Raw genomic sequence first — 26304 nt, 5'->3', positions numbered from 1 at the left:
ACCCCAGACCCGCCCGGCGGGCTGCGCCCCCGGACCCCCAACCGGCGCGCGTGTGGATTCTGTACGTGCCGCGTCGGGGACACAAAACATGGGCAATACCGATTGTCGGGCGGCTGGCACTCGTAGACATCTATCGGGGTGAGTGCCAGTCCGATGTGGAGTCGCCGTCACGGTGTGCATGCGTCGAGTTCAGCCCGCCCCGAAAGCACATCCGGCTCGCCCTCAGCAGACCTGCGTGACGGACACACCGAAGCCTGGCCCGCGGGGTGTGTTCCCGCGGGCCAGGCGACTGGTCAGCAGCCCCGCACAGCCGACTGATTGGTGACGTAGGAGGAGTGGACGAAAGCCCACTGCGTCGCGCCACCGGTGTGCGTCACGTACGCCTTGAACCAGCGGTTGCTGGAGTAGTTGCCGGTGGCCCAGTCGCCGTCCTTCCAGCAGTCGACCCAGGACACCTGGTAGTCGGAGCCGGGGTCGGCGGTGACCCAGCCGAGGAAGGTGTTGTTGAGGTAGGCGTCTGTGCGGGCGGCCGCTCCTGACTGGACCAGCATGGTCGCGTACTGCAACCTGCTCTCGCTGTTGGCGTGGGCGGGGGTGGCGTCGGCCGTCGGGGCGATGAGCGCGAGTGCCGCGGTCGCCGCCGCTGTGCCGAGGACGCGGGTCAAGGTCTTCATGACGTCGGACTCCTCGTGGTTTCGGTGGCGCGGGTCGCACCACCTGCACCACTGACTCTGGCTGGCGTCCGGCGCGCGGAGAACGGACAAATGTGGATGCCGTCGCCTATCCGGCGGGTTGGTCTTCGCATCGACCGCCCGAGGTGTCGGTGCCGTGGCGGTCCTCGCACACCAAGTACCGGAACGGTTGCGTGGCCTCGACAGAGGACGCGGAGATCCCCCAGTTCGCCGCTGTCCCGCCGCACCCAACGTTGACTTGGTAGGGCCCGTTGAACTCCTGCTGGAAGACGAACCGCCGGGCCGGGCCCGCTCCGGGCTCCCCCTCTATCGCCCACCAGGACCCGCCGGTGCTGGACTCCACCCAGACCCCGACGGGCGGGTTGCCGGACGAGCAGGAGACGTCGATGGTCAGTTGCCTGCTGGTGGTGGCGGGCACCGTCACAGCGAGCAGGACCCAGATCGCGACCAACGCGGCGAGCAGGCTGTAGGGCAACCAGGGACCCATGTACCAACGGCGAGGTGCGGTCACCGGTGGAACTCCCGGACAGTCTCGTCGAGGAAGAACTGCCAGTTCTGGCTCGCGTAGCGGACGACCTCGGCGGTGGGTGGGCCATCTTGTGTGCAGCCGGGGTCGAAGGCCACGAGCTTGGCGCGGAGCGCATCCATGCCGCGCCGGACGGTGCCTGCGGTGACTCCGACGATCTTGCCGATGGCGGCGTGTTCGTGCACCCCGAGCGCCATCGCGCGCCAGACCGCCAGTCTCGTGCTGGAGGTGAAGAACGTCTCCGCCAGGGTTGGTGTGTTCGCGGGCGGGAAGTACATCCTCAACACGGGGTCGACGTGGTCCTGCCCGGCCGCGGCCGCGCGGACCGCTGCGGCGAGCTTGCCCACAGCATCCTTGGGGCACATGACCCGGCAGCCGAACTGCTCGCGGGCGAACAGCATGTGCAGCCGCCGGTTGGACTCGCCGTTGGTCCACAGGACGGTCCGGACCTCGGGGTTGGCCATGCGCGCTGCGTGCAGGACCGCCAGGCCGCTCAGATGTAGCCGCGGGTCGGTGAGCCGGACCGAACCAAGCCGCCTGCGCCGTTCGAACTCTACCGAATGCGCTTGGTAGAGCATGTCGACAACGGCGATGTCGAAGGGTTCGCGGTGCAGCCAAGTCAACGCCTCCACCGGATCGGACACCATGGTCACCTCGCACAGCAGCAGGTCGCGGAGTTCGGTAACCGCCATGTGCGCCGTCATCCCCTCGTCCTCGACCAGCAGCACACGCATCTCGCTCACCTGCCCAATCGCAGGGGCAGCGTCAACCGCAGTGCCGCGCCACCCTCGGCTCCGGGGTCTCGCAGGACCAAGTCGCCACCGAGGGCCACGAGTCTGGCGCGCAGGCGCTGCATGCTGCTCGCCGGATCGGCAAACGCCTTCAATGGCAAGCCCGGCCCTCGATCGGTGACGTCGAAAACCATGGTCGCGCCGTGCATCGCGAACCTGAGGTCCACGGCGCCGCCACCATGGTCGACGACGTTCTTGAGCAAGTCTGCCAGCCCCTGCTCCAGGACGATCGCCTGCTCACGTGGGACTGTCAACGCGCCCATCTCGGGAGACGACAGCAAGGCCAGCCGGTCACCGTGCAGGCGCACCGCGTTCTTGACGATGTCGACCGCCCCCGCGTTGTGCTCCTGCAACAAGAGTTGTCTGCGCCGCTGGTAGGTGATCTCGCGGAGTTCACGCCCCACCTCGCGCGGGTCCTGCCCGGAGTCGATGCGGCGCGCGGCACTCTCGACGTGGGAGTGGAAGTCGCCCAGCGCCGCCTCGTAGCTGCGGGTCAATGCCTCTGTCTCCACTCGCACCGCGATCCGGCACAGCCAGGCGATCCCTTTCCCGACCAGGAACCACACGATCGCCCACACGGCGTAGAGCGCGACGCTGCGCAGGTGCAAGGGGCTGAGGTCCCAGCGGCGCAGCAACCCGATGATCAGCAGCGGGTGCAGGGAGATCGCCACGACCAGCCCGCACTCGATCGCCCACCGCTGCCGTGAGCTGCGAAACCCACCCCACGGATAGAAAGCGAAAACCGCGAGCGGGATCAAGGCGTAGTTGCCCAATGGCACCCCGTTGCCGTAGGACGCGAAATCCCCCGGTGCGAGCAGGTGTCCCAGCGCCAACTGCACCACGAAGATCATGGCGATCCAGGCGCACGTCCACGCGTGCCCACGGGTCAACGGCCCGCGCTGGTAGAGCACCAACACCGCCAACGCCAGGTGCGCCACTCCCATTGCTACTACGATCCAGAGCGCACCGGGGCGGTACCGGTCGTTGACCGCGCTCATGACGAGGTTCGTGGCCTGCAACAACAACACCACCGCTTCGAACGGCTTGAGCAACTTGCTCGTCGTCGCCGCCAACAGGACCACGTCCGGGCTCCCAGGCCTGGCAGTTCCTGTCATCCGGGAACCCGCACCAAGTCATCCACACCATCGATGATGCGGCCGAGGCCCGACCACGCCAAGCTCAGGTGACTCGCAATCGGGTGGTCTCCGTCCCCTGGGCACCGGGAGTCAAACGCCACCATCGCACCAAAGAGTTGAACTCTTCCTACCACCACGACTGTCGTACGTGTTTCGCTTGAAGGCAGCCGTCATTCCCTCAGCGGAGCTCGGAACCCGACACGCCCGCATCGGCGGCTACTCCTGTCCGAGCTGCGTCCCTGTTCGGCATCGACCTGAGCAACTGTGCCATCGAGTTGATCCCTCCGGTTCCCTCACGGCGGCGAAACCCTCAATCGGCGGCACCATAGGGGTGCTCATCCCTGCTATCCATAGGTCACATGGAATGCTGGGGGTGTCGACCGTGCAGCCGTCGATGTTCGATCCGGAGCCCGAACCCAAACCCAAACCCGCTGGCGACGGCTGGTGGACATGCGCGTGCTGATCACCGTGAAAGCAGCACCCACACCATCGAACGCCTATGGGGAAACGGTATGCGTCGCGGGGATCAGGCAAGGGCTCGGCCAGGAGTCCTGGGTCCGGCTCTACCCGATCAACTTCCGCGCCCAGGACGCGGTGGACCAGTTCCGCAAGTACGAGGTCGTGCGGCTACGCGCCAAGCCTGCGCGCAACGATCGCAGGCTGGAGAGCTGGCGACCAGACCTCGGCAGCATCCGCCGCGAGAGAGTGATCCCTCCGGGCAAGCAGCGCCGCAGCCACATCGACCACCACATCCAGCACTCCATGTGCGAACTGCTCGCCGAGGTCCGGTCAGCCCCACCCGGCCGTTCCCTCGCCGTGATCCGCCCGGCGGAGGTCAGCAGCCTCCGGGTGCGCCCCAACTCGGGCTGGAAACCGGAGCAGCAACGGGCCATCGACCGAGCGGCGGCGGCCGAAGACCTGTTCGGGGTTTCCGGGACGCCGCTAATAGCCCCGCGGTTCACCGCCAAGTACGTGTACCGGTGCACTCACCGATCATGTCGCGGCCACGAGCAAGGAATGCTGGATTGGGAACTCGTGGCGTTGCAGCATCGGCTGAGAAATCTGACCGACGCCGAGGTGATCAGCGCAATCGAGCAGAAGTTTTTCGCGGAAAAGGTGCGCCCCGGACAGGACACCGCGTTCTACGTCGGCAACCAGGCGAAATGGGAGCAGACTTTCAGTGTGTTGGGCGTGTACACCGCAGCCCGTTAACGATGCCGGACACCGACGAGGTCGAGCAGCACATGCCGGTGGCAGCGCTGCTCGTCGGCTTCGAAGCACAGCAAGGCCACCGGTCCGGCGGCGGCGAGCTTGGCAATTCTGGCCAGATCCCCTGCGGCGGTGTCAGCCGTGACCAGGTCGCGGTAGTTCGCCCTGGCCGCGGCCAGGGCGGTGGCATCACCGGCGAAACCGGGCCGATTCTCCTTGGGGTTGCCCAGGCCTCGCAGGTGCACGTAGTCGATCCCCACCGAGGCAGCCGCCTCGGCGAGAGCCCGCTTGCTGAACCCCCGCTTCCGTGACAGCGGCGTCAACCGAACGTCGACCAGTGTGCGCACCCCCCGCTGCACCAGGTCGCCCAGCACCTCGTCAACGCCTCGCCCCTCGTATCCGACACCCACGATTTCGTCCCGCTTTGACTCACTGGTCACCCCGGCACCCTGGCACACCCTCACGGCGACCGCGACCGCCGGTACCACAAACGCCTGCGGGACCTGTCCCAGCGACATGGTGACCATTTCACGACGCACGGCGCCAACGGATGTGTCACCTCAACCACCCAGTGTCGGGTGCGCTCGATCGTGCCGAGTGACGGACTTCGTCGCCGGAACTTGATCTGTGAAGCCCAGACACGCTCTCCTGGAGCCCGCACGCTTGCCTCACAGACCGAGTGGAGAACCGATGGCCCGCTACGTGTTCGACAACGCCGATCACCGCAACCGGACGCGGTTCGACTCACTGGCCGTCTTCGATCCCGACAGCCACGCCGTACTCGCCGCCGCCGGGGTGGCGCCGGGGTGGAGGTGCTGGGAGATCGGTGGCGGCGACGGCGGCATCGCACGCTGGTTGGCCGATCGGGTCGGTACCGACGGGTCGGTGCTGGTCACCGATATCGACACCCGGTGGATGGCGGGCAGTGACCACCCCGCTCTCACCGTGCGCAAGCACGACGTGGTGCAGGACGAGTTGCCCGGGGCGGACTTCGACCTCATCCACGCTCGGCTTGTGCTGATTCACCTACCCCTGCGGCGCGCGGTGCTCGATCGGTTGATCTCGTGCCTCAAGCCGGGCGGGCGGCTTGTCCTGGAGGAGTTCGACTTGGAGCACCCGTTGACGCCGCTGGCCGCCGACGCGCGTCACCGTGCGTCGTTCGATGCCGTGCACCTGCCGTTCCTCCGGGCTCTCCGTGCTCGGGAAGTGGGGGTCGACTGGGCCACGTCACTGCCCGAGGAGTTCGCCGCCCGCGACCTGCGTGACATCGACGTCCGCACCCACACCGTGCTGTGGCGCGGCGGCAGCGACGAGATCCGGCTCTATCGCGTGAACGTGGAACAGACGTCCGACCAACTGATCGCCGATGGCGTATCCACCCGAGACCTCGACGACTTCTACGCCCTCCTCGACAATCCCGAGTTCACCGCCTGGTCCCACCCGCTCATGTCGATCTCGGGAACTCTCCCATCGCACTGACCGACCGTGTCCAGAGCACGTGCAGCGTCCGAGATGGATGGCGACCTCGCCACCACGTCGCGGGTCAGGGGCGGTAGCGAGGCATGATGGTCCAGTCGTCGGTGGAGCCGACTCGGGGGTCGTAGTTGGGGTCGTCGCTGGCTCGGATGTCGCCCTGGCGGTTGATCCAGTAAAAGCGGTACTGGGTGCTCAGTTCAATCGGACGATTGTTGTCATAGGGATTCACGCGGGTGTCGACATTGCCCAGCGCCTCGCGGAACTCGAAGCCGTGGCGTTCGTCGGACTGCCAGCGTTGGTCGACGACTTCCTGCCAGCGACGTTGGCCGTGGTCGTTGACCTCCTGGAAACGTTGGCCCAGGGCGATGGAGTTGTCCAGGTTCTGCCGGGCAAGCGCGCCTGCCATGTAGGTCTGCGAGCCCGCCGGGGTGACCTGGGCGGCGACGTCGGGGAGCCAGTCGCGGTAGGTGGGCCAGGCGGGGGTCTGGGCGGCGGCCATGGTGATGGCGGCGTTGCACTGGCCGTAGCCGTGGGTCACGTGCGAGACGACGATGGCCTGGCAGGTGATCTGGCCGATCGCGTAGGTCAGCTCGAACAGGCCCGCGGCCGTCGTGCCGGGCGGGGGCGGGATGGGGCGGCCAGACTGCCAGGCGACGACCGGCATGCCCTGCATCCGCATTGCGTAGTCGGCAAATTGATCCGGGGTGAACGGTTGGAACAGACCGACCAGGCCGACGGTCATGATCGCCGCCTGTTGATCCGGGGAGTTCAGGCACAGCATGTTGCTGTTCTCCTGCACCGTCCAGCCGTCGGGCAGCAGGAACCGGAAGTAGTTGCCCACCTGGGGGCGGACCTGGGGAATCGCGCTCATCGTCCGCCTTCGCTCGCTGGAATCCGATCACTGCATCGGCACGCGCGGGTGGGTGTTACCGGGACGCGATGGCGACAAGTAACACATCTCGATCGTTATTCGCCAACCCTGTCCACGATGGATCGCCATCGAGTTGATTGTCCAAAACAGACTCTCGCCGGTTTCGCATACCACGTGGCCCTTAGTCAGGTCGGCGCCAGAGTTTGATCTCGGTGTCGCGCTGGTGTTCGGCAAAGCGGCCCGTGGAGTGCTACCGGCGAGTAGAACTCGCAGGTCGTGGGCAAAGGTCGGGAGGGTGTCGCCGAAGAGCGGTAGCAGGTCAGCGACCGCGTCTGCAAGCCCTGGGGCGTAAGGTAACCGCCCGCGTTCGTAGCAGGAAGCGCTGCCCGCAAAGAGGGTTTCGTCCCATTTCCACTCATCTGGCATCTAGGCAACATTACGAGGTGCCTCGACTGCCGTCGAACGGGAATACTCGAAGGCGTGAGCAACTCACCGGACATCCGCCTCAGTGCGAGCGAACGGCGCAAGGCGGTCGCAGCCCTCGGTGAACACCTGGCACTCCGACGATTGAACGCGGAGGAATACGAGGCACGCGCCGCGCAAGCAAACCAGGCCACGCACCGGGGTGACCTGATGGCGCTGTTCACCGACCTGCCCGAACCACGCCCGAACTTCGACACCGAACCCGAGGAGGAAGAGGAGTCGCAGCCACGCACCACCGCCATCGGGCGAGTCGCGTACGCGCTGTTCCCCCTCGCGGGTGTGTTCGCCTTCGCGCTCGTCTACCTGACCGGCGCCTGGTGGTGGATGCTCGTTCTCCCACCACTGCTCTACGCGGCCCGCCAACTCACCCGCTGACCGCTCATCAGGCCATGATCCGTTAATGACCCAGAAAGGACCACGGGTGCGGCTGCGACACTCCGACGAGCTTTGGCAGGATTTCCCCGAGCTGGTGCCCGGTGTACTCCACGCCGAAGGGATCACCCCGACCGCGGACGTGACCGACCAGGTGCGTGCCTACCAGGCCAGGGCCGCCGAGCGGCTGGCCGAACGCACCGAGGCCGAGCTGCCCGAGGTGCGGGCCTGGCGGCGCGCGTTCGCCCGGATGGGGCTCAAGCCGACCCAGTACCGGTGCGCGTCGGAGTCGCTGCTGCGCCGCTTCCGCAAGGAGGGCGGGCTGCCATCGATCCACCCGCTGATCGATCTGTGCAACGCCGCGTCACTGGCGTCCGCCATCCCGATCGCGGTGTTCGACGCCGACGCGATCACCGGGGACCTGCGGGTGTGCCGGGCGACCGGCGACGAGACCTACCTGACCTTCGCGGGCGCGACCGAACGCCCCGAGCCGGGTGAGGTGATCTTCGTCGATGACGCCGGGCACGCGCACGCGCGCCGGTGGACCAACCGTCAGAGCGGCCGCTCCGCCGTGCGGGCGAGCACCCGGACGGCGTTGATCGTCACGGAGGGCCAGCACCCGGATGCCCGGACGGACGTGCGCGACCTGGTGGCCGTGCTCGCCGAGGACGTGGCCGCCGTGTGGACGACCGACCCGGTGACCGGGTTGCTGGACCGCGCCGCGCCGGTGTTCGCGATCTGAAGACCGGCGTCAGTACCGGGACTGGGGGTCGTCGTCGGCGTAGTCCCGCCCACCGTCCCCGTCCCGGCCGTCGGCGGCCGTGCCGCCGGAGAGTTCTTGCTGCAACGCGTCGAAGTCGGTGTGCTGGGAGCCGTACTTCAGCTCCCGCGCGATCTTCGCCTGAATCGCCTTGGCCCGCCCACGCCCCATAGTCGATCCTTTTTGATCATCAGTTCGCTGAGTCCAGACCCACATTTTACCATGGCGGTGAACCGGTCAAGGCTGTCGTGGCAAGGGGGAGAGCACTGGTTGAACAGGGCGTGCACCGGCTGCCCGACGAGCTGGCCCCGGTCTGGGCCGCCGTGCACCGGCGGTTGTCGACCGGCCGGGCGGTCGCGGGTGTCCGGGTGGGACCGCTGACCGAGGCGCAGCGGACGGCGTTGGCGGACTTCCTCGGCGCGGACCGGTTACCCGAGGTCAAGCCTTACGTGACCGTGCGTGAGCTGGACGCAGCTACCCGAGCGGTGGCCGGGCTCGGTGTGCGAGAGGTCGTCGCGGCACTACTCGGCCCAGTGGGCAACCGCCTGGAGAGACGGGCGGAGATCACTCAGCTCTGGCAGTGGCTGGCAGAGCACCCTGTCGTGGCAGGTCAGCCTGTACTGGACGAGTGGGCGGCGGCGGTCAAGAACGGCGGATTGGTCAATGGGTCGATCGAGGAGACCCGCGCCGGTCTGACCGCGGCGTTGCGGGTGATCGAGTACTTGCCCGCCGACGGTGTGCCGTTGCCCGTGCTGGCCGAGCAGGTGCTGAACGACTCGCACGCCCTGGACGACGGCACGCGCTGCTCGAACCTGGTGGTGCGGGCGCTCGCGTCGATCCATGGCGTAGATCACCCCACGGACGCGCACCAACGGCGTGTCCTGTGGGGCCTGGCCGGGGTCAACGACGACGAACTGTCGTCCACCGTCCTCGCGGCGGGCCTGCGTCCGACCGGCGACAGCGTGGCCGAGGCGGTGCTGCGGCTGTGCGCGGACGCGGGCCACGCGGCCTGTCTGACGCTGGGGCAGCTCCGGGCCGCGGAACTGGCCGGTGTGGTGGGCGAGGTCTGGATCGTCGAGAACCCGAGCGTGCTCGCGCTGGCACTGCAACGGTTCGGTGCGCGCTGCCCGCAGATGGTGTGTGTATCGGGCTGGCCGAGTGGCGCGGGAATCCTGCTGCTGCGACAGCTGGCCGACGCCGGTTGCGCACTGCGCTACCACGGTGACTTCGACGGCGAGGGTATTCGGATCGCCGCCCACGTGATGGCGAGAACAGGCGCGACCCCGTGGCGTATGGACACTCAGGACTACCTGGCCGCGGTCAGCACCACTGGCCCGTCGGTGGGCCGTGTGACGGAGGCCCCGTGGGATCCAACGCTGGCGAGCGCGCTTACCGAACACGGGATCACCGTGTCCGAGGAACGGGTGGCGCACGTCCTACTCGACGAGATCGGCCGGTGACGAAACGCACCGCACGCGGACGAAGATGAACCAGGGGATGCCGGGTCTGATCGGAGGTCGTGTGGAGCGCGTTCGGGTGCCGCCCGAGATGTTCCGGTTCGCCACCGGCGAATCGGCCGACTTCCACACCGCCGTGCTGTCCGTGTTCGCCGAGGCGGCCGAGCGGCTGGAGACCGCGCTCGGCCTGGACGACGTGCTGGCCAGGCTCGGCTCGGTCGGCTGGCTGGGCACCCCGGGCGAGGACGCGCTGATCGCCGCGCTGACCCGGCTGCGCGAGCTGCGGCTGGTCGACGTGGTGCAGAACCACGCGGAGAACTACCGGACCGCGCGCGAGTACGAGCGGCGCAATCTGCAGTACTCGCTGACCAAGCGCGGGGAGGCCGCGTTCGCCGGGGTGGTCCGCGCGATGGAGGTGCTGTCAGCCACCGGCGCCCTGCAGACGGCCGTGCTGGACGCGATCGCCGACCGGCTCGCCGAATTGCACCGATTGCTCGGATCCCCCGGCGCGGACCGCAAGGTGTTCACCACGCTCACCGAGCTGGAGGGGCACCTGGACGGGCTGCGGTCCAACACGGCCCGGTTCACCGCCGAGCTGCACCGATTACTCCGCGCGGATGGCGCAGAACTGGCCACGTTCCGCGAGGTCAAGGCGGCGACCGTGGCCTACCTGGAGGAGTTCCTGACCAACCTGGACCAACGCGCGCACGCCATCCGCTCCGGCATCGACCTGGTCGAGGACTTCGGCGTGGCCCGGCTGCACCACCGGGCCCTGCGCGGCGCGGAGCTGCCCCCGGCTGGCGACGACGACTCGGTCCCGCGTTGGCTCCGGCACCGCCGTACCCGCTGGGAGGGCCTGCGGAACTGGTTCCACGGCGACGACCCGAACGTGGACCGGCTGCACCAGCAGGCGCGTCGCGCGATCGTGACGCTGCTGCAGGTGCTGGACCGGATCACCGAGTCGCGGCGGCGGTCCAGCAGCGCGGCCGCGGACTTCCGTGAGCTGGCCCGCTGGTTCGCGCACGCGCCCGCGGAGGCGGACCTGCACCGGCTGTGGGCCACCGCGTTCGGCCTCGCCTCCGCCCGGCACGCGCACCTCACCCACCCCGACCCGGACCTGCACGCCACCACCGCGACCTGGCGGGAGACCGAGTCGGTGCCGGTGTCGGCGCTGCTGCGCACGTCGGGCCGCACGGAGCGGTTCACCCGCACCGGCAAGGTCCGCGATGTCGCCGCGATCCGGGCCGAGCGGGCGCGCGCGGCGTTGCGTCAACAGCTGGAGATGCAGGCGGCGTGGGACATGCTCGACACCGGCGGCCCGGTGCGGCTCTCGCAGATCGGCGAGCTGCCGTTCGACGTGTTCACCCGGCTGTTGGACCTGCTCGGCCGGGCCCTGGCGACCGCCCCGGACAGCACCGGGGCACGTCGCGCGGTGACCGCCGACGGCCGGGTGGAGATCGTCCTGCGGCCGCCCGCGACCGACGCGACCGCCCGGCTGCGCACGCCGCGCGGCGTGTTCTCCGGCCCGGACTACCAGGTGGAGATCACCGCGGTGGAGTCCGGCGGCGGGCGCAGGCAGCGGGCCGCCCGGTGAGCACGCTGAACAACGTGCAGGCCGCGCGCGAGCGCGAGGAGGTCGCCAAGGCGATCCGGCTGCTGCTGGCCGCGCCGCTGGTCACCGAGCGCGCCGACGCGGAGGCGTTCGACGTGGTGCGGCGCAGGCACGAGCCGGTGGCGCGCTGGTTCGACTACTACTGCGGCTGGTCGCTGCGGGTGGAGCCGCGGCTGGGCTACGCACGGCTGGTCAAGGTCGGCACCCGGGCGGACCCGACCCGGCCCGCCCGCCGGGACCGGTCCGGCCGGGCCCCGTTCGACCGGCGACGCTACAGCCTGCTGTGCGTGATCGCGGCCGAGCTGCTCACGGTGCCGTTGACCACGATCGGCCTGCTCGCGGACCGGGTCGTGCAGGCCACCGCGGCCGACCCGGCGCTGCCGAACCTCGACACCGCCGCGCGCCCGGAGCGCCGCGCGTTCGCCGACGCGCTCACCCTGCTGGAGCGGCTGGGCGCGGTGGAGGTGCTGGACGGCGCGACCGAGGCGTATGTGGACTCGACCGAGGCGAAGGTGCTCTACCGGGTGGACGCGGCGCTGCTGATGCGCCTGCTCGCGGCGCCGGTCGGCCCGTCGCAGGTGGCGGTCGAGCCGAACCAGGTCCCGCTGCGGTTCGAGAGTCTGCTGACGAGCATCTCGGCGGAACGCCGGTACGGCACCGAGGCAATCCCGGTCTCCGACACGCAACGCAATCTGTGGTTCCGGCACTCGGTGTTCCGAATCCTGGTGGACGACCCCGTGCTGTATTTCGACGAGCTGACCACGGAGCAACGCGCGTATCTCGCCTCGCCGACCGGGCGCCGATTGCTCCGACAGGCGGCCGAGCAGGGCGGGTTCACGCTGGAGGAGCGGGCCGACGGGATCATGTTCGTCGACCCGGACGGCATCGCCACCGACACCCGGTTCCCGGACGACTCGGGTACCGCCAAGGTCGCCGCGCTGCTGCTGCTCGACGCGATCACCGCGGCCGGGTCGACCACGGCGGAGCGCCTGGCCAGGGCGGCCGCCGAGGCGTTGCGCGGGCATCCGGGCTGGGCCAAGGCGTACCAGGGCGAGGAGGGGCCCGCGACGCTGGTCCGGGACGCGCTGGCGGTGCTGGTGGCGTTCGACCTCGTCAGCCACCGGGATGGCCTGGTGTCCGCGAAACCGGCCGCCTACCGCTATGAACTGACCGCCACGAAGGACGCGGCGAAAGCCGGGTCGGAGGAATGAGCGAGGCCCCGGCATGACGGTCACCGAGCTGCCCACCGCGGTGGTCTGGCCCGACGAGTCCACGGAGGAGCGCTGGCGCCCGGCGCGGGCCGGGATCCTCAACGTCTGGCGGTACTACGACGAGGTCTTCACCTTCCACCGCGGTCGGCTGCTGTTGCGCGGCCCCAACGGGACCGGCAAGTCGAAGGCCCTGGAGCTGCTGCTGCCGTTCCTCTTCGACGCCAACCTGCGCGCCAACCGGCTGTCCACCTTCGGCACCAGTGAACGCACGATGCACTGGAACATGATGGGCGACGGCCAGCGCGGCAAGACCCGGGTCGGATATGTCTGGCTGGAATTCCGCCGCGACAGCACCTGGTTCACCTGCGGCGCGCGCTTGCAGGCGAGCGAACACACCAGTCAGGTCCACTCGGATTACTTCACCACCAGCCAGCGCGTCGGCACGGACTTGCACCTCACGAATGCGTCCGGACAGCCATTGACCCGCGCGGCATTGACCGAGGCGCTCGGCGAGCACGGGACATTGCACACCAACGCGGGCGAGTACCGCTCCGCGATTCGGGAGTCATTGTTCGGCGGCATCAGCGAACAGCGGTACGACTCGCTGATCACCGCATTGCTCCAGCTGCGCATGCCGAAGCTCTCCCAGCACCTGGACCCGGCCAACCTGTCCCGCCTGCTCTCGGCCGCGCTGCCGCCGCTGGGCGAGAGCGAGATCGCCGAGCTGGCGGAGGGCTTCGAGCGGCTCGACCGCCAGCGCGAACAGTTGGTCCGGCTCGACAAGCAGGTGGACGCCGCGAAGGAACTGGCGGGCAGGCAACAGACCTATGCCCGCCGGGTGCTGCGCGCCGGGGCCGCGGACCTGGTGTCGACCACCACCGAGCTGGACCGGCTGGGCCGCCGCGCGCACGAGTCGGAGGAGGAGTTCACCCGAGCCGAGCTTGCCAAGGAATCCGAGGAGCAACGTGCGGAAACCCTGACGCGGCAGGTCGAAGAGGTCGTCGGCTCGATCGACGGCCTGCAGAACAGCGAGGAATACAAGCAGGGCAAGGAACTCGATCGGCTCGCCGAGCAGGTCGGCCAGGTCAAGCGGCGCGCGGGCGAGGAACGCAAGGCCGCCGACCGTGCCCGACAGGCGGCGGAACGCGACGCGGAGAACGCCGAGCGGGCCCGGGACGACGCCGACTCGCACCGGTCGGAGGCGGACCGGCTGATGGCGGAGGCCCGCCAGGCGGCGGCCGAGGCATCGATGTCGAGCACCCAGGCGGAGCTGGCGAACATGCTGGAGCACAAGCCCCGTGTGTTGCTCCGCGCGGCCGTCAAGAACCGGTTTGGCCAGATCGAGGCGGTCCGCTCGGTGTTATCCGAGCACGAGCGGGCCATCGACAAGCGCCGGATGCACGAGCAGCAACTGGAAGCGGCCCGCGCGACCCTGGCCGACGCCAGCCGCGCCGAGCGGGAGCGGCGCGACGAGCACGGTGTGCAGGTCGCCACGCTCGCCGAGCAATTGCTGGAGTGGGCGCGGACTTGCCGCGAGCTGCGCTTCGAGGATCCCGAGGCGCCCGCCGACGCGGTGGAGTCGGAATCGGCGGTCCTCGCGCTCGTGGCCGACGCGGTCGATCGGGCCGCCCAGGACATTGCCCGCGCCCGCGCGCTCACCGAGTCGGAGCGCGACACCGCACAGTCCGATCGCGACACCACGGCCGCGGAGATCGAACGGTTGCGGCGCGAGCAGGATCTGCCGCCCGCACCGCCACCGACGCGAACGGCGGATCGGACCGGGCGCGCGGGAGCACCGCTGTGGCGGCTGGTCCGATTCTCCGACGACAGCGATGAGACCAAACACGGGGCAATCGAAGCGGCATTGCAGGCGGCTGGCCTGTTGGACGCCTGGATCGGTCCATCCGGCGGCATCGAGGGCCACGACACTTTCGCCGACCCGACAATGCTGCCGCCCACCCCTGGCCGCTCGCTCGCGAGCGTGCTCGTCCCCGAATCCGACGCCCCGGTGCCGACCGAGGCAATTGAGCGCCTGCTCGGCGTGATCGCGCTCGACGACAACCACATCGTCGCAGTCGGATCAGATGGACAGTGGCGGTTGGGGCCGCTGGTGGGCAGCTGGCACAAGCCGGTGGCCGAACACATCGGCGCGCACGCGCGCGAACAGGCCCGGCAGCGCCGCGTCTCCGAACTGACCGCCGAACTCCGCGCCATCGAGGACCGCTTGGCGAGCACCCGCGCCGCACTGTCCGAACTGGACTCTCGACGTGCGGCACTGGACGCCGAGCGCAAGGCCCGACCGGGCCACGCGGCCATGCACGAGAGCGCTCGCCGCCTGCGCCAAGCCGAGTCCCGGACGCGCGCGTGCGACGACGCGGTGGCGCGGACAGTGGTCGCCGTGCAGGAGCAGGAAGCCGAGGTCACGCGGGCCCTGCGACAGCTCGCGGCGCTGGCGGCCGAGCACGGGCTGCCGACCGAGAAGACCCTGGTGGACCGGGTCGCCGAGCTGGTGGAGTCGTTCCGCGAGCTGGCCGAGATCTGGCTGGAGAACCATGACACGGCGCTGGCCAGGGAGCGCGAGGCGGCGAGCCGGGCCGATATCGCGGAACGCTCGGCGATCGACGCGGCCGAGCGGGAGGGGATCGCGGCCGAGGCAGAGAGCGAGCACCGGCGGCTGGCGGCCACCTTCGCGGCCGCGCGGAACGCGATCACCACCTCCTATCACCAGGTGCTCGAACAACTGAGGGCGTTGCGCGAACAACGGGACCAATTGCGCGACGATGCGCGGACCGCGTCACGTCGGATAACCGAGCTGGCCACCGAGCTCGGCAGGCTCAACCAGCAGCGGGACACCGACCGCCAGGCTCGGGACAATGCGACCGACCGGCGCAATACCGCCGCCCGGCGGTTCCGCGAGCTGTGCGCGGGGACCTTCCCCGAGGACGCCGGTGTGCCGGACGCGACGACGTTCCGCACCGACCTGGGTGCCACGGACGCCGTTCGACCGACCCTGGACGCGGCCCGCGCGGTCGCCGCGCAATGGCCCACCGTGCCGCACGAGCCCAGGAACGTGAACGAGTCCTTCGGCAGACTGTCGGACACCCTGCATGACTGCCGGACCCGGTTGGGCGACCGCGCCCACCTCGACCTGGCGACAGACGACACGGTGGCGGTCCTGACCGCCGTGGTCGACGGGGCGCGGATCGGCGCCGCCGAGCTGCTGGAGGTGCTGCGCGCCGAGGCGGCGAGCGCGGCGAAGGACATCACCGAGCACGAGCGCGACCTGTTCGACCGCACGCTCACCGGTGACACCCGGCGCCACCTCGCCGAGCGAATCCGGCAGGCGAACGCGCTCAAGGACACCATGAACACCCACCTGGAACAGGTGCGCACGGCGTCGAAGGTGGCGGTGAAGCTGGTCTGGGAGGTGGCCGCCGACCAACCGCCGGGGACCAAGGCGGCACGGGACCTCCTGCTGAAGAACCCCGTGGCGCTCAGCGAGTCCGATCGCGAGGCATTGCACAGGTTCTTCCGCGAGCAGGTAGAGATCGCTCGGGGCAATGACACCGCGACAAGCTGGGAACAACAGCTCGCCGAGGTGTTCGACTACACCCGTTGGCACCAGTTCGTGGTCAAGTTGGACCGAGCGAACGGATCCGGCTGGCAGGTCTTGACCAAGCGATTGCACGGCGCCCTGTCCGGCGGCGAGAAGGCGATCGCCCTGCACCTGCCGCTGTTCGCCGCCGTCGCCGCGCACTACCAAGCGGTGCCCGCGGCGCCCCGGGTGATCCTGCTGGACGAGGTGTTCGTGGGCGTCGACACGGTGAACCGGGGCCAGGTGTTCGGCCTGCTCGCCGCGCTGGACCTGGACCTGGTGCTCACCTCGGATCATGAATGGTGCCAATACCGGGAACTCGACGGTATCGCCATCCACCAGCTCATCACCGGCGACGACGGCGACGACGCGGTCACCACCGCCCGGTTCACCTGGGACGGTCAGCAACGGACCCCAGACGACCCCGACTGAGTTATTTCGTTTGCGGACGATCTCCCGGACCCACACCATTCCCTGATGTGAGTACGAGATTGCGTGGAATCGCGCGAGACACGGTGGACATCGCCGCGCGCGGTTCCTACCAGGGGCCGGACGGGACTGTCCTGCTCCGTTCCGAGGTGGCCGCTGCCGTCGCAGGCACCCGCCTCTACCTGCCAGAAGACCGACTACCCGACTCGACGGCGACACCCGTCGCGGCCCGGATCAGCGTCACCGATGAGTCCACCCTCACCGCCACCCGGCGCCTGGGCGGTGATCTCGCCTGCCTGGTGTTCGCCTCCGCGCGCAATCCCGGCGGCGGGTTCCTCAACGGCGCCCAAGCCCAGGAGGAAAGCCTCGCCCGGGGTTCGGCGCTCTATCCGTGCATGCGCGCCGCGGGCGACTTCTACGCCCACCACCGCGCCCACGTCGAGTTGACCTACAGCGATCGGGTCATCTACTCCCCGGACGTTCCGGTCTTCCGGGACGACAAGGGAAACTTGCTCCGGAAGCCGTATCCGGTCTCATTCCTGACCGCCGCGGCGCCCAATCTGAGCGCGATCGCACGCACCCAGCCCGAGCATGTCGCCTCGGTCCCGGCGATCCTGCACCGACGCGCGAGCCGCGTGCTCCGAGTGGCGGCCGCGCACGGTCACCAGCGATTGGTCTTGGGCGCCTGGGGTTGTGGTGTGTTCGGCAATGATCCGACCACGGTCGCGCGTGCCATGCACACTGCTCTGCGGGAGAACCCGTACTTCACCGAGGTTTTGTTCGCGGTGTACGCGCGGCGGGGCGACCCATCGACGTGCACCGCGTTCCAGGAAGTGTTCCGAGCAGGCTCAGTGGATTGAGACCTCGGAGTCCGTCGCCGGGGCGGCGAACCGCTCCCGTTCCGTACCGTTCTCCGTGCGTACGACCCAGACATGACCGGTGAAGGTCTGCTGCTGGTAGGACTCGCCCGGGGCAAGTTGGCGGTAGAACACCTCGTGGCCGTCGAAGTCGACCCAGCTGACCGCCACCGATATCGTCAGGCGATTGGCGAAGGTCAGGATCACCGAGTGATCCGAGGCAGGTGACCTGTCCGGCACCGCCTTGCTCGTCGGCATGGTGGTTCGCGGAGTCGTTGTCGTGGTGGATTTCGACGTGGATCGCGGTGTATCGGCGGGTCGCGCCGCGACGGCGGTACCCGTGACCGGTGTCGAACACCCGGCCACGAGAACCGCCGCCACGACAAGGATCAGAGCGCGCATTCCCGCCTCCCGGTGATCGGTAACGGCACTCTAGTGGCTCACCGGCCGATGTCCGTCCCGATCAGACCGAGAACCGCGTCACCGCCCGGCGACCTTGACCGACCCGAACACCACGTGCTGCACCAGCGGCTTGCGCAGGAACTCGTGCGGGAACCCGAGCGGCTGCGCACTGACCTCATCGAGCCGCGCCAGGTGCTCGTCACCGAACTCGATGTCCAGTGCTCCGAGGTTGTCCGCCAGTTGCTCCGAGGTCCTGGCTCCGATGATGGTGGACGCGACGCCCGGGTTGAGCAGTGTCCAGGCCAGCGCCACCCGCGACGGCGTCGTGCCCATGTCCGCCGCAACGGACTTGACCACCTCGGCGACGACCAGCCCGCGCTCGGTCAGCGCGCCGTTGCCGATCGCGATCTCCCGGCGGGTGCCCTCCGGCAGTACCGGCCCGTCCGGCTGGACCAGGTCGGCCCGCGTGTACTTGCCGGTCAGCACGCCGCTGCCCAGCGGCGACCACGGCACGACACCCAGCCCCATCTCCTGCGCCATCGGGATCAAGTCCCGCTCGACGGTCCGTTCGATCAGGCTGTACTCGATCTGCAACGCGATCAGCGGCGACCATCCACGCAGGTCGGCGATGGCCTGCATGCGTGAGACCTGCCACGCGGGCGTGTCCGAGATACCGAGATAGAGCACTTTGCCCGCGCGGACCAGATCGTCCATCCCGCGCAGCACCTCCTCCACCGGGGTCAGGAAGTCCCACGCGTGCAGGTAAAGCAGGTCAATGTGGTCACTCTTGAACCGACGCAGGCTCTCCTCCACCGACTGCACCATGCTCTTGCGGTGGTTGCCACCAGCGTTCGGGTCATCCTCGCGCCTGGTCATCGAGTACTTCGTGGCCAGCACGAGCCGGTCGCGCCTGCCCGCGGCGAACTCGCCGACCAGGGTCTCGGAGGTGCCGTTGGTGTACATGTTCGCGGTGTCGACGAAGTTGCCGCCGCGGTCGACGTAGGTGTCGAAGATGCGCCGGGCGTCGTCCTTGTCCGCGCCCCAGCCCCAGTCCGCCCCGAAGGTCATCGCGCCCAGCGAGAGCGGGGAGACCCGCAGGCCGGAGCGGCCGAGCAGCCGGTAGGTGTCGAGGGAATCGGTCACGTTCACTCTCCTGTTCGGTTCGACGCGAACCAGGCTGCCGGGCGCGCGTGGACCGGTGAAGGGAGGCGCGATCCTGGGATCGCCGATACCACCCTCCGTACTATCGGAGGAGTGACCGCCCTGCTCTCCGAGTTGGCCGCGTTCCTGCGCACCCGCCGCGAGCGCCTGTCCCCGACCGACGTCGCCCTGCCGCGCCGCGGCCGCGTGCGCCGCACCCCTGGTCTGCGCCGCGAGGAGGTCGCCGAGCTGTCCGGCCTCAGCGTCGACTACGTCACCCGCCTGGAGCAGGGCCGCGGCGTCCGCCCCTCGGCCGACGCCCTGGACGCGCTCGGTCGCGCGCTGCTGCTCGACCACGACGAACTCGCCTACTTGTTCGCTTTGGCGGGCCAGCGCCTCAGTACAGACCCGACCCCTTCCCCCGACGCAATGTCACTGGCGCGGCTGGTGCATGACCTGTCCCCTCTCCCGGCAATGCTCGTCGACCACCGCTTCGACATGCTCGCCTGGAACCCCGAGATGTCCCGCCTATTGCTCGACTTCGACACCATCCAGGGCGCCCCGCACAACGCCCTGACCCTCTGCTTCACCCCGGCCTTCCGCGACTTCTACCCCGACCGCACCCGCGTCCTGCACACCGCGGTCGCCGACCTGCGCGCCACCTGGGCAGCCCACCCCGAGGACGCCGCCCTCACCGCCCTCGTCCAAGACCTCTCCCGACACGACGAGTTCACCCGCCTCTGGAACCTGCACGAGGTCCGCGTCAACGGCCGCGGTCAGAAACCCCTCCTGCACCCCGGAGTCGGCCCCCTCACCGTGGACTACGAGGTCCTCAACCCCTTGCAGAACCCCACCCACCGCCTGATCGTCTACCGCGCCGCCGACCCGACCTCCCAGTCCGCCCTGGACGCACTGACCCACGCCCCGGCTCTCGGCCACTGAGGTTTCACCCGTCCCAGCGACAGAAGTTGTCCACAGCCAAGATCCACAACCCTCGTTCCAAGATCCTTTACCACCCCCACCCGGTAGAATGGCCAGCGGGGGGATCCCCCAGTGGAGCGGCGGGTTTTGGTGGGGGCCAGCTGGAGTGATCTTGGGCGGACGCGGGCTGGTGGGGATCGTTGTGATCTTGGGCAGCGAGGGGCCTGGCACGTGCGGCGCCGGTCTGGTCAGCTGTCGATGGGTCCGGTGAACGTGGGTAGGGAAGGGGCTTGCTGATGCCGCACCGGCGGTCGGTTGTGGCCCAGATGCCGGCGAACGTGGCGAGGGGGCCCGACTCGTGCCGCGTTGGCGGGTCGGCTGTCACCGAGATGCCGGCGAGCGTCGGGTCTGACTCGTGCGGCCTCGATGAGTCGGTTGTCGTCGAGACGCTGGCGAACGCGGGCCGAGGGGGCCGACTTGTGCCGTGCTGACGGGTCGGCTGTCGTCGGGATTCTGCGAGTTTGGGCGGTCCGGAGGTCGTTGACCTGGGTGGTCGATGCCGATCGTGTGGGATCAGCGGTGGGGCCAGCGGATGGCGACTTCCGGGAAACGATGGCTTGGCCGGTCGAACAGTGCCGTCGGCTGGTCGCGGAGCTGGCGGTCGAGGAATGCGCGCACGTAGGTACGAGTCAGTTGCGCGGCGCGTGCCGGGGCCGCGGTGCCGAACAGTTCCGCGTAGATGTCGGCGGGCAAGTCGTCCAGGCCGCCGGGGGCGATGTAGTAGGGCGCGTCGGTGAAGCTGTAGTGGCCCATGCCGTCCGCCGCGAGGTGTCGGCCCCACGCGCGCTGGTGATCGGCCCACTCGGTCCATGAGTCGAAGTGCCAGGAACCGGTGAGCAGCAACGAAGGGACGGGAACGCCGTCGGTGGTGACCGGCGCCGACAGGCCGCCGTCGAGATCGACCGCCGCCCGGATCCGCCGATCGACGCGGGCCGCCTCGAACGCGGTCGCGCCACCCGCGGAATGTCCGGCGGCGGCGATGCGGCGTGGGTCGACCGGCCAACGGGACTGGATTTGAGTCAGGGTGAAACTGAGATCACGGGCTCGCACTCCGATCGCGGCGGCGATCTCCTCGGGCGTCTCCTCCGCGGGCCGGTCGTGGTAGATCACTCGCCCGTCGGGGAACTTCACGGCGGCGGCTTCGTAGGTGTGATCGACCGCGACGACGAGATATCCGTGACTGGCCAGGTCCTCGGCGAGCGCGGCCCCGGTCGCACGGCTACCGCCGTAGCCGGGACTGAACAGCACCAGCGGGAATCGCCCAGGAGCCATCGGCGCACCGACCATCGAGTTCGGAGTGATCCCGCGCAACGAGTCCTGGGGTGCACCCAACGCACCTGCCAATGCTCGGATCACTTCGACCGGTGCATACGGCGCTCGCGGCCCGGACCCCCGCGTCGGGTACCAGACCTGCACCATCAACTCTCGCGCTCGCGGTGTCGGCGCCCACGGATCGACCCGAGACCGATCAACGAGATACTCCGACCGCGCCCCCACGGAGTATTCCCCACTCGGCCGCGGCAACCGCACCACCCCGGCCGCCTGCGCGGGCGTGACCAGCCCCAGCGCGACCACGACCGCCACCACGGCACCGCACACCCGCGCCCACATGCGCGGAGACGGTATATGGTCTAGACCTATCCGACAATACGGTCACGACCGCCTCGGCAGTCCTACCTGCACGCGGCGCGGGCGAGCGGCCCCGGTCGCGGTCTATGCGGTGATCTCCAGCCAGGGCGGTCCCCGGGAACACGCGCGCCGCGACAGCGCAGACATGCCGATCGCGGCTGGTCGCCGAACAAACCGCCAGCCAACTGGAAGCCGAGGACCAGTAGGCGTGGACGAAGCCCGGCGGCAGCGATGCGCGGAGAACGAGCAGCCAGGGGGCGCCAGCCAAAGACCAACGGAACCCAGGACTCAGCTGGCGCACACCAAGATCACCCCGCCGCCGCAGGGCAAGGCCCGCCGCTCCCAGGGGGATCCCCCACGGCCATTTTAGCAGGTGGGGGCGGCGAAGGATCTTGGTTAACCGGATGTCGATCTTGCCTGTGGATAACTTTTGTCGCCCGAATGGGTGGAGTTTGTCGAGGGGTGGGGCTCGACGGTGGCCGGACCGTCGAGCGTGGGGGTGGGGTATTCGCTGGTCGTGGGGGCTAGTCGGGGTCGGTTTCCCTGGGGCGCTTGCGGGTATTGAGCGTGGAATTGTGCCGATACGCCTCGGCCGTCGCCGGAGCGGAGGGCGGGGCGGGTTCGGTGAACGAGCGGATCAGATTCACCACGGCCTGCCGTTGTTCTTCGGTCAGCCGCATCACGAGCTCGCGAACCTCGGTCACGGTCGCCGTGGGCCTGCCCGCTCGGGCGGGCTCATAACGGGTCGGATCGAGTTTCGCGAGCACCAGCGCCTCGCGGGGATCCACGTCCACCGCGAGCGCCGCGTTGATCACCGTATCCGCTTTCGGGCGGAACGGTTTGCGGTCGGCACGCCGCCCGCTTTCCAGTTGTTGCCACGATGTACGGGAGAACCGGGCTTTCTGGGCCGCGTCCTCCTGCGACCAGCCCTTATCGTCCCGTGCTCGCCGCAGCACTTCCCCGAGTGGCCAAGAGGTCTTGTCTTCGCCGTCCCGCGCGGTCATGGCGGAGATGATCCCGCATACGGCGCGACAACACAGCACCGAAACGCCCATGCTTGCTTGTTGCTGATAGTTTCAACAGATGTAGGCAGCCTTCCCAAACGTTCGCCGGGTGTCCTCGGCGAGTTGTCGGCGGTGTCCGCCCGGATCGCCGGACCCGGTGCCGACAAGGACCGTCGACCCCGGCGGTGGAAAACCGTCGCCCCCGTCCGACAAACGGGTCCACTCGGGTGACTCCTTCGACGTTCGAACGACGCGACCGCCCCCGCCGAGAACCCCATCCACCGGCCCATTTCGTCCACACTGGACAACCGAGCCGGGGTCACCAGGCAATTCCGCCCCGGGGCATTCACACCTGCCCGCTCGAATTCGACCCGGACGTCCCGGAAACCCCGCCCGAATTCGACGGCGGCGACCGGGTGGCCGGTGCCGGTAATCCGGGCCAGGATTCAGCCAGGAGGTGATCGACCCATGACGGCTGCCCGACGCCCGCCGATCACGGCCGCGCTGCGGATCGTGGCGCGGACGGCGCCAGACAGCTGGCTGCCGGTGCCCGCCCCGGACGCCCCCGGCGAGGTGGCGGGCCGGGTCTGGGTGGACGAGGACGGTGGGATCACCGACGAGTTCGTGCCGAACCCGCACTACCGCCCGCGCACCCCGCCGCCGATCACCGCCCCGATCCGCTCGGCGGGCCTGTCCAACCAGGGCGGCTGGGTCGAGGTGCGTGACCCCGCGCACCCGGAGCCGGACGGGCCGCCGTGGGCGGTCGCGGGCCGCTACCCGGTGGACACGGACGGCCGGATCATCGACGCGTTCGAACCCAACCCGAGCTACCGCGCCTCCCCGCTCGCGCTCGGCTGGCCCGAGCCGCGCTCGGAGGCGGAGTCGATCCTGCAACTCGCGCACACCGGCCAGATCGAGTACCGGGAGGCGGTCCTCGCCCTGCTCGCCGCCACCCTGGTCCTCCCCGCCGACCCGACCCGCCCGCCGCGCACCCGCCTGGTGGTACGCGGCACCTCGGTCGACGCCTTCGTCACCGAGGAAGCCCTCCCCGACGACCGCCCACCCCACTGGCAACACTTCAGCGGCGTCGAGGTCGCCATCCTGATCAGCCGCCTCGCCGACACCCCGGCAGGCCCACCCGGCCTGCTCCTCCACGGCGCGCCCGACCTGCAGGTCCGCATCCCCGGCGGCGTCCTGGTCGACGCACTGAAGATGGTCACCGGCTGACCCGCCCCTCGCACTTTTCACCCGACCAAGCGACAGAAGTTGTCCACAGCCACCCCCCGATCCCCGGCCAACCAAGATCCTTTGCCACCCCCACCGAGTAAAATGGGCCCTGGGGGATCCCCCTGGGAGCGGCGGGCTATCTAGCGGGGAGCACCGCCGCCTGGAGAACTCCCGACAGGCCGTCCGCCCCTCGACCAACAAGCGACCGGGTCGATCAGCAGCCGGGTTGCGCGTCGGCCGAGTCGGCGGCAGCCGCGCGACGCGCGGTGGCGTCGCGCGGCTGCCATCAAGCCTCTACTCCGTGCCCAGATCGTCTCCCCGTGCGATCTCCGCCAACCGGTCCAGCGCACTGGCCAGCGCGGACAGCGGCGGCGACGCGAGTGCGAGTCGGACCGCGTGGGGTGCTCGTCCCGTGCCTACCGCGAACGCGGCCGCCGGGGCGATCGCGATGCCGTTTCGGGCCGCCGCCGCGACGAACGTCTCCGCGCGCCAGGAGCCGGGCAGGGTCCACCAGCAGTGGTAGGCGCGCGGGTCGGCGCGGACGTCCTGGTCGGCGAGATGTTCCGCGACAAGGCGTTGACGGGCGGCCGCGTCGGTGCGTTTGTCCGCGCGGAGGCGTTCGGTGGTGCCGTCGGTGATCCACGCGGTGGCGGCGGCGAGGGCGAACCGTTGCGGTCCCCAGGCCCCGGAGCGGATGGTGTTGCCGATCTCGGGGCGCAGGGTTCGACCGGCGACGACGAATCCGAGGTTGAGGCCCGGAGCAATCCGCTTGGACAGGCTGTCGATCAGCACAGACTGGTCGGGGAGCAACGACGACAGCGGCGGATCATCGTGCAGGAAGCTGTAGATCGCGTCCTCGACGAGCGGGATGCCCTTCGCCAGCAGCACTTCCGCCACGTCCACCCGGCGCTGCGCGCTCATCGAGATGCCGAGCGGGTTGTGCAGGGCGGGTTGCAGGTAGACCGCGCGGAGCGAGCCCGCGGCCTGGATCGCGTCCGGTGTGACACCGTCGTCGTCCATGGCCAGTGGTACGAGCACGATGCCCAGGCGTGCGGCAATGCTCTTCACCGCCGCGTAGGTCAATGTCTCCACGCCGAGTCGCTCGCCCGGTGGCACGAGCGCGGCGAGGACGCCCGCGATCGCCTCCCTGCCGCTGCCCGCGAACAGCACGTCCTCCGCGCGGGGCGACCACTCCCCGCGGGCCAACAGGCGCACGGCCGCCGCGCGCGCTTCGGGGGTACCGCCCGCACCGATTGCCCTGAGCACGTCGACGGACATGTCCGGCTTGATCCATCGGCGCAGGCTCTCCGCGAGCACCGCGGCGTGCTCGGGCAATACCGGGAAGTTGAACTCAAGGTCGATCCCGTGCGTGGCGGGTTCGGTGAACGACTGGTCGGCCCTCGGCAGGGCCGCCCGCACGTAGGTCCCGCGCCCGACCTCGCCCACGACCAGGCCGCGTTTGACCAGCTCACCGTAGACGCGGGCGGCCGTGGAGAGCGCGATCCCGCGTTCCCTGGCGAACCTGCGCTGGGTGGGCAGCCGCTCCCCCGGGACCAGCCTGCCCGCCGCGATGTCCTTGGCGATCTGGTCGGCGACATACCGGAAATCCATGATTGCTCCGAGTTCATTGTTTTCATTGCACTGACATATTATCGCGGATTACCTTGATGTCATGCTGCTGTTCATCCACGGCCACCCGTTCGACCGGACGATGTGGACGCCCCAGCTCGGGCGCTTCACCGCGATCGCGCCCGACCTCCGCGGCTACGGCCACGGACCGCCCGCGATCGGCGTGACGCCGCTGGGCGATTTCGCCGACGACCTGGCCCGGCTGACCGAGTCGCGCTCGCTCATCCTTTGTGGACTGTCCATGGGCGGGCAGATCGCGATGGAGTTCCACCGCCGCTACCCCGACCGCGTGCGCGCGTTGATCCTCGCCGACACGAGCGCCCGCGCGGAGACGCCGGAGAGCAGGCTGGACCGCCTCGCCATGGCCGACCGCCTGGAACGCGAGGGCATGCGGGGCTACGCCGAGGAGGTGCTGGACAGGATGGTCGCGCCCGGCAACACCGAGGCGGCCGCGCACGTGCTGGACATGATGCTGTCCGCGCCGCCCGCGGGCGCGGCGGCCGCACAGCGGGGCCGGGCCGAGCGGCCGGACTATCGGGAAAGTTTGCTCTCACACCCGATACAGACACTGGTGATAGTGGGTAGTGAGGACACGTATACCCCGATCGAGGAGGCAAAACTCATTCCGGCCACCCGGTTGGCGGTGATCGAGGGCGCCGCGCACCTGCCCAACCTGGAGCGCCCGGACGAGTTCAACTCGATCGTCACCGAGTTCCTGGCCGGGTTGGACTAGCGGCCCAGGACGTCGGCCGCGCGTCGGCGGGTCCACGGCAGGACTGGGGATCTCGCCGACGCGGTCTGCATTAGGCGGCGGC

General features: G+C 69.4%; 24 protein-coding genes. 12 read left to right on the top strand and 12 right to left on the bottom strand.

The window, feature by feature from the left end; genetic code table 11:
* Nucleotides 1-293: 293 nt before the first annotated feature.
* The 4 genes from C503_RS0113050 to C503_RS0113035 all read right to left on the bottom strand — a co-directional run bounded on the left by C503_RS0113050 (nt 294) and on the right by C503_RS0113035 (nt 3124).
* Nucleotides 294-674: a hypothetical protein gene (locus tag C503_RS0113050; RefSeq protein WP_018682658.1), complete on the bottom strand. Its 381-nt coding sequence runs from the start codon at nt 672-674 to the stop codon at nt 294-296.
* Between the two features lie 106 nt (nt 675-780).
* The gene (locus tag C503_RS0113045; RefSeq protein ID WP_033400544.1) at nt 781-1203 is read right to left on the bottom strand and encodes a hypothetical protein; all 423 of its coding nucleotides are present in this window, start codon (nt 1201-1203) and stop codon (nt 781-783) included.
* The gene (locus tag C503_RS0113040; protein WP_156893174.1) at nt 1200-1961 is read right to left on the bottom strand and encodes a response regulator; all 762 of its coding nucleotides are present in this window, start codon (nt 1959-1961) and stop codon (nt 1200-1202) included. The genes C503_RS0113045 and C503_RS0113040 overlap by 4 nt, the downstream gene beginning before the upstream one ends.
* Nucleotides 1958-3124 (bottom strand): sensor histidine kinase, encoded by a 1167-nt coding sequence (locus C503_RS0113035; RefSeq protein ID WP_026316249.1) that lies wholly within the window; start codon nt 3122-3124, stop codon nt 1958-1960. The genes C503_RS0113040 and C503_RS0113035 overlap by 4 nt, the downstream gene beginning before the upstream one ends.
* Nucleotides 3125-3601: 477 nt before the next feature.
* Between C503_RS0113035 and C503_RS0113030 the strand changes: the two genes are divergently transcribed.
* Complete coding sequence (locus tag C503_RS0113030) at nt 3602-4357, top strand: hypothetical protein (protein ID WP_211222388.1); 756 nt, start codon at nt 3602-3604, stop codon at nt 4355-4357.
* On the opposite strand, the gene C503_RS0113025 is transcribed toward C503_RS0113030, so the two are convergent.
* Nucleotides 4354-4794, bottom strand: a complete 441-nt coding sequence (locus C503_RS0113025) for a DUF488 domain-containing protein (RefSeq protein WP_026316247.1) — start codon at nt 4792-4794, stop codon at nt 4354-4356. The genes C503_RS0113030 and C503_RS0113025 overlap by 4 nt on opposite strands.
* A gap of 250 nt (nt 4795-5044) precedes the next feature.
* Here C503_RS0113025 and C503_RS0113020 point away from each other — a divergent pair, with 250 nt between their 5' ends.
* Nucleotides 5045-5833 carry a class I SAM-dependent methyltransferase gene (locus tag C503_RS0113020; RefSeq protein ID WP_018682652.1) on the top strand — a complete coding sequence of 263 codons (789 nt, stop codon included), beginning with the start codon at nt 5045-5047 and terminating at the stop codon, nt 5831-5833.
* 64 nt (nt 5834-5897) lie between these two features.
* Here C503_RS0113020 and C503_RS0113015 read toward each other — a convergent pair whose 3' ends face one another.
* The gene (locus C503_RS0113015) at nt 5898-6701 is read right to left on the bottom strand and encodes a hypothetical protein (RefSeq protein WP_156893172.1); all 804 of its coding nucleotides are present in this window, start codon (nt 6699-6701) and stop codon (nt 5898-5900) included.
* A 480-nt stretch (nt 6702-7181) separates the two neighbouring features.
* On the opposite strand from C503_RS0113015, the gene C503_RS39205 reads away from it, so the two are divergent.
* Together C503_RS39205 and C503_RS0113005 are read left to right on the top strand one after the other, a co-directional pair.
* Nucleotides 7182-7559, top strand: coding sequence for a DUF1707 SHOCT-like domain-containing protein (locus tag C503_RS39205; protein WP_018682650.1), 378 nt, complete (start codon nt 7182-7184; stop codon nt 7557-7559).
* 46 nt (nt 7560-7605) lie between these two features.
* A complete protein-coding gene (locus C503_RS0113005; RefSeq protein ID WP_018682649.1) occupies nt 7606-8298 on the top strand; it encodes a B3/B4 domain-containing protein in 693 nt (230 codons plus the stop codon).
* A gap of 9 nt (nt 8299-8307) precedes the next feature.
* Here C503_RS0113005 and C503_RS0113000 read toward each other — a convergent pair whose 3' ends face one another.
* The gene (locus tag C503_RS0113000; protein WP_018682648.1) at nt 8308-8487 is read right to left on the bottom strand and encodes a DUF3073 family protein; all 180 of its coding nucleotides are present in this window, start codon (nt 8485-8487) and stop codon (nt 8308-8310) included.
* 77 nt (nt 8488-8564) lie between these two features.
* On the opposite strand from C503_RS0113000, the gene C503_RS0112995 reads away from it, so the two are divergent.
* From C503_RS0112995 to C503_RS0112975, 5 genes are read left to right on the top strand one after another with little or no spacing between them, the layout of a single operon-like run.
* Nucleotides 8565-9776: a TIGR02679 family protein gene (locus tag C503_RS0112995; protein WP_245572463.1), complete on the top strand. Its 1212-nt coding sequence runs from the start codon at nt 8565-8567 to the stop codon at nt 9774-9776.
* A 25-nt stretch (nt 9777-9801) separates the two neighbouring features.
* Nucleotides 9802-11367, top strand: a complete 1566-nt coding sequence (locus tag C503_RS0112990) for a TIGR02677 family protein (RefSeq protein ID WP_018682646.1) — start codon at nt 9802-9804, stop codon at nt 11365-11367.
* On the top strand, nt 11364-12596 hold the full coding sequence (locus tag C503_RS0112985; RefSeq protein ID WP_018682645.1) for a TIGR02678 family protein: 1233 nt from the start codon (nt 11364-11366) through the stop codon (nt 12594-12596). Before C503_RS0112990 ends, C503_RS0112985 begins: the two co-directional genes overlap by 4 nt.
* Before the next feature lie 13 nt (nt 12597-12609).
* Nucleotides 12610-16623, top strand: a complete 4014-nt coding sequence (locus C503_RS0112980; protein ID WP_018682644.1) for a TIGR02680 family protein — start codon at nt 12610-12612, stop codon at nt 16621-16623.
* A 47-nt stretch (nt 16624-16670) separates the two neighbouring features.
* Nucleotides 16671-17480, top strand: a complete 810-nt coding sequence (locus tag C503_RS0112975; protein ID WP_033400542.1) for a TIGR02452 family protein — start codon at nt 16671-16673, stop codon at nt 17478-17480.
* Here C503_RS0112975 and C503_RS46765 read toward each other — a convergent pair.
* Both C503_RS46765 and C503_RS0112965 read right to left on the bottom strand, forming a co-directional pair.
* Nucleotides 17469-17735 carry a VHL beta domain-containing protein gene (locus C503_RS46765; protein ID WP_063710792.1) on the bottom strand — a complete coding sequence of 89 codons (267 nt, stop codon included), beginning with the start codon at nt 17733-17735 and terminating at the stop codon, nt 17469-17471. The genes C503_RS0112975 and C503_RS46765 overlap by 12 nt on opposite strands.
* A gap of 222 nt (nt 17736-17957) precedes the next feature.
* Nucleotides 17958-19022: an aldo/keto reductase gene (locus C503_RS0112965; protein WP_018682641.1), complete on the bottom strand. Its 1065-nt coding sequence runs from the start codon at nt 19020-19022 to the stop codon at nt 17958-17960.
* 111 nt (nt 19023-19133) lie between these two features.
* Here C503_RS0112965 and C503_RS0112960 point away from each other — a divergent pair, with 111 nt between their 5' ends.
* On the top strand, nt 19134-19961 hold the full coding sequence (locus C503_RS0112960; protein ID WP_018682640.1) for a helix-turn-helix transcriptional regulator: 828 nt from the start codon (nt 19134-19136) through the stop codon (nt 19959-19961).
* 552 nt (nt 19962-20513) lie between these two features.
* Here the strand turns inward: C503_RS0112960 and C503_RS0112955 are convergent.
* Together C503_RS0112955 and C503_RS44495 are read right to left on the bottom strand one after the other, a co-directional pair.
* The gene (locus C503_RS0112955; RefSeq protein ID WP_018682638.1) at nt 20514-21287 is read right to left on the bottom strand and encodes an alpha/beta hydrolase family protein; all 774 of its coding nucleotides are present in this window, start codon (nt 21285-21287) and stop codon (nt 20514-20516) included.
* Between the two features lie 866 nt (nt 21288-22153).
* Nucleotides 22154-22633 (bottom strand): helix-turn-helix domain-containing protein, encoded by a 480-nt coding sequence (locus tag C503_RS44495; protein ID WP_169514534.1) that lies wholly within the window; start codon nt 22631-22633, stop codon nt 22154-22156.
* A 468-nt stretch (nt 22634-23101) separates the two neighbouring features.
* On the opposite strand from C503_RS44495, the gene C503_RS43260 reads away from it, so the two are divergent.
* Entirely contained in the window at nt 23102-23860 is a 759-nt protein-coding gene (locus C503_RS43260; RefSeq protein ID WP_018682636.1) for a hypothetical protein, read from the top strand.
* 294 nt (nt 23861-24154) lie between these two features.
* Here the strand turns inward: C503_RS43260 and C503_RS0112940 are convergent, their stop codons facing one another.
* Nucleotides 24155-25471 (bottom strand): aminotransferase-like domain-containing protein, encoded by a 1317-nt coding sequence (locus C503_RS0112940; protein ID WP_018682635.1) that lies wholly within the window; start codon nt 25469-25471, stop codon nt 24155-24157.
* 61 nt (nt 25472-25532) lie between these two features.
* Between C503_RS0112940 and C503_RS0112935 the strand changes: the two genes are divergently transcribed.
* Nucleotides 25533-26222: an alpha/beta fold hydrolase gene (locus C503_RS0112935; protein WP_018682634.1), complete on the top strand. Its 690-nt coding sequence runs from the start codon at nt 25533-25535 to the stop codon at nt 26220-26222.
* The last annotated feature ends 82 nt before the right edge of the window (nt 26223-26304 follow it).

The sequence above is a fragment of the Actinokineospora enzanensis DSM 44649 genome (assembly GCF_000374445.1).
Taxonomy (GTDB): Bacteria; Actinomycetota; Actinomycetes; order Mycobacteriales; family Pseudonocardiaceae; genus Actinokineospora; species Actinokineospora enzanensis.
The sequence above is the reverse complement of the archived record's forward strand: the minus strand, read 5'-3'. Positions and strand labels throughout refer to the sequence as shown.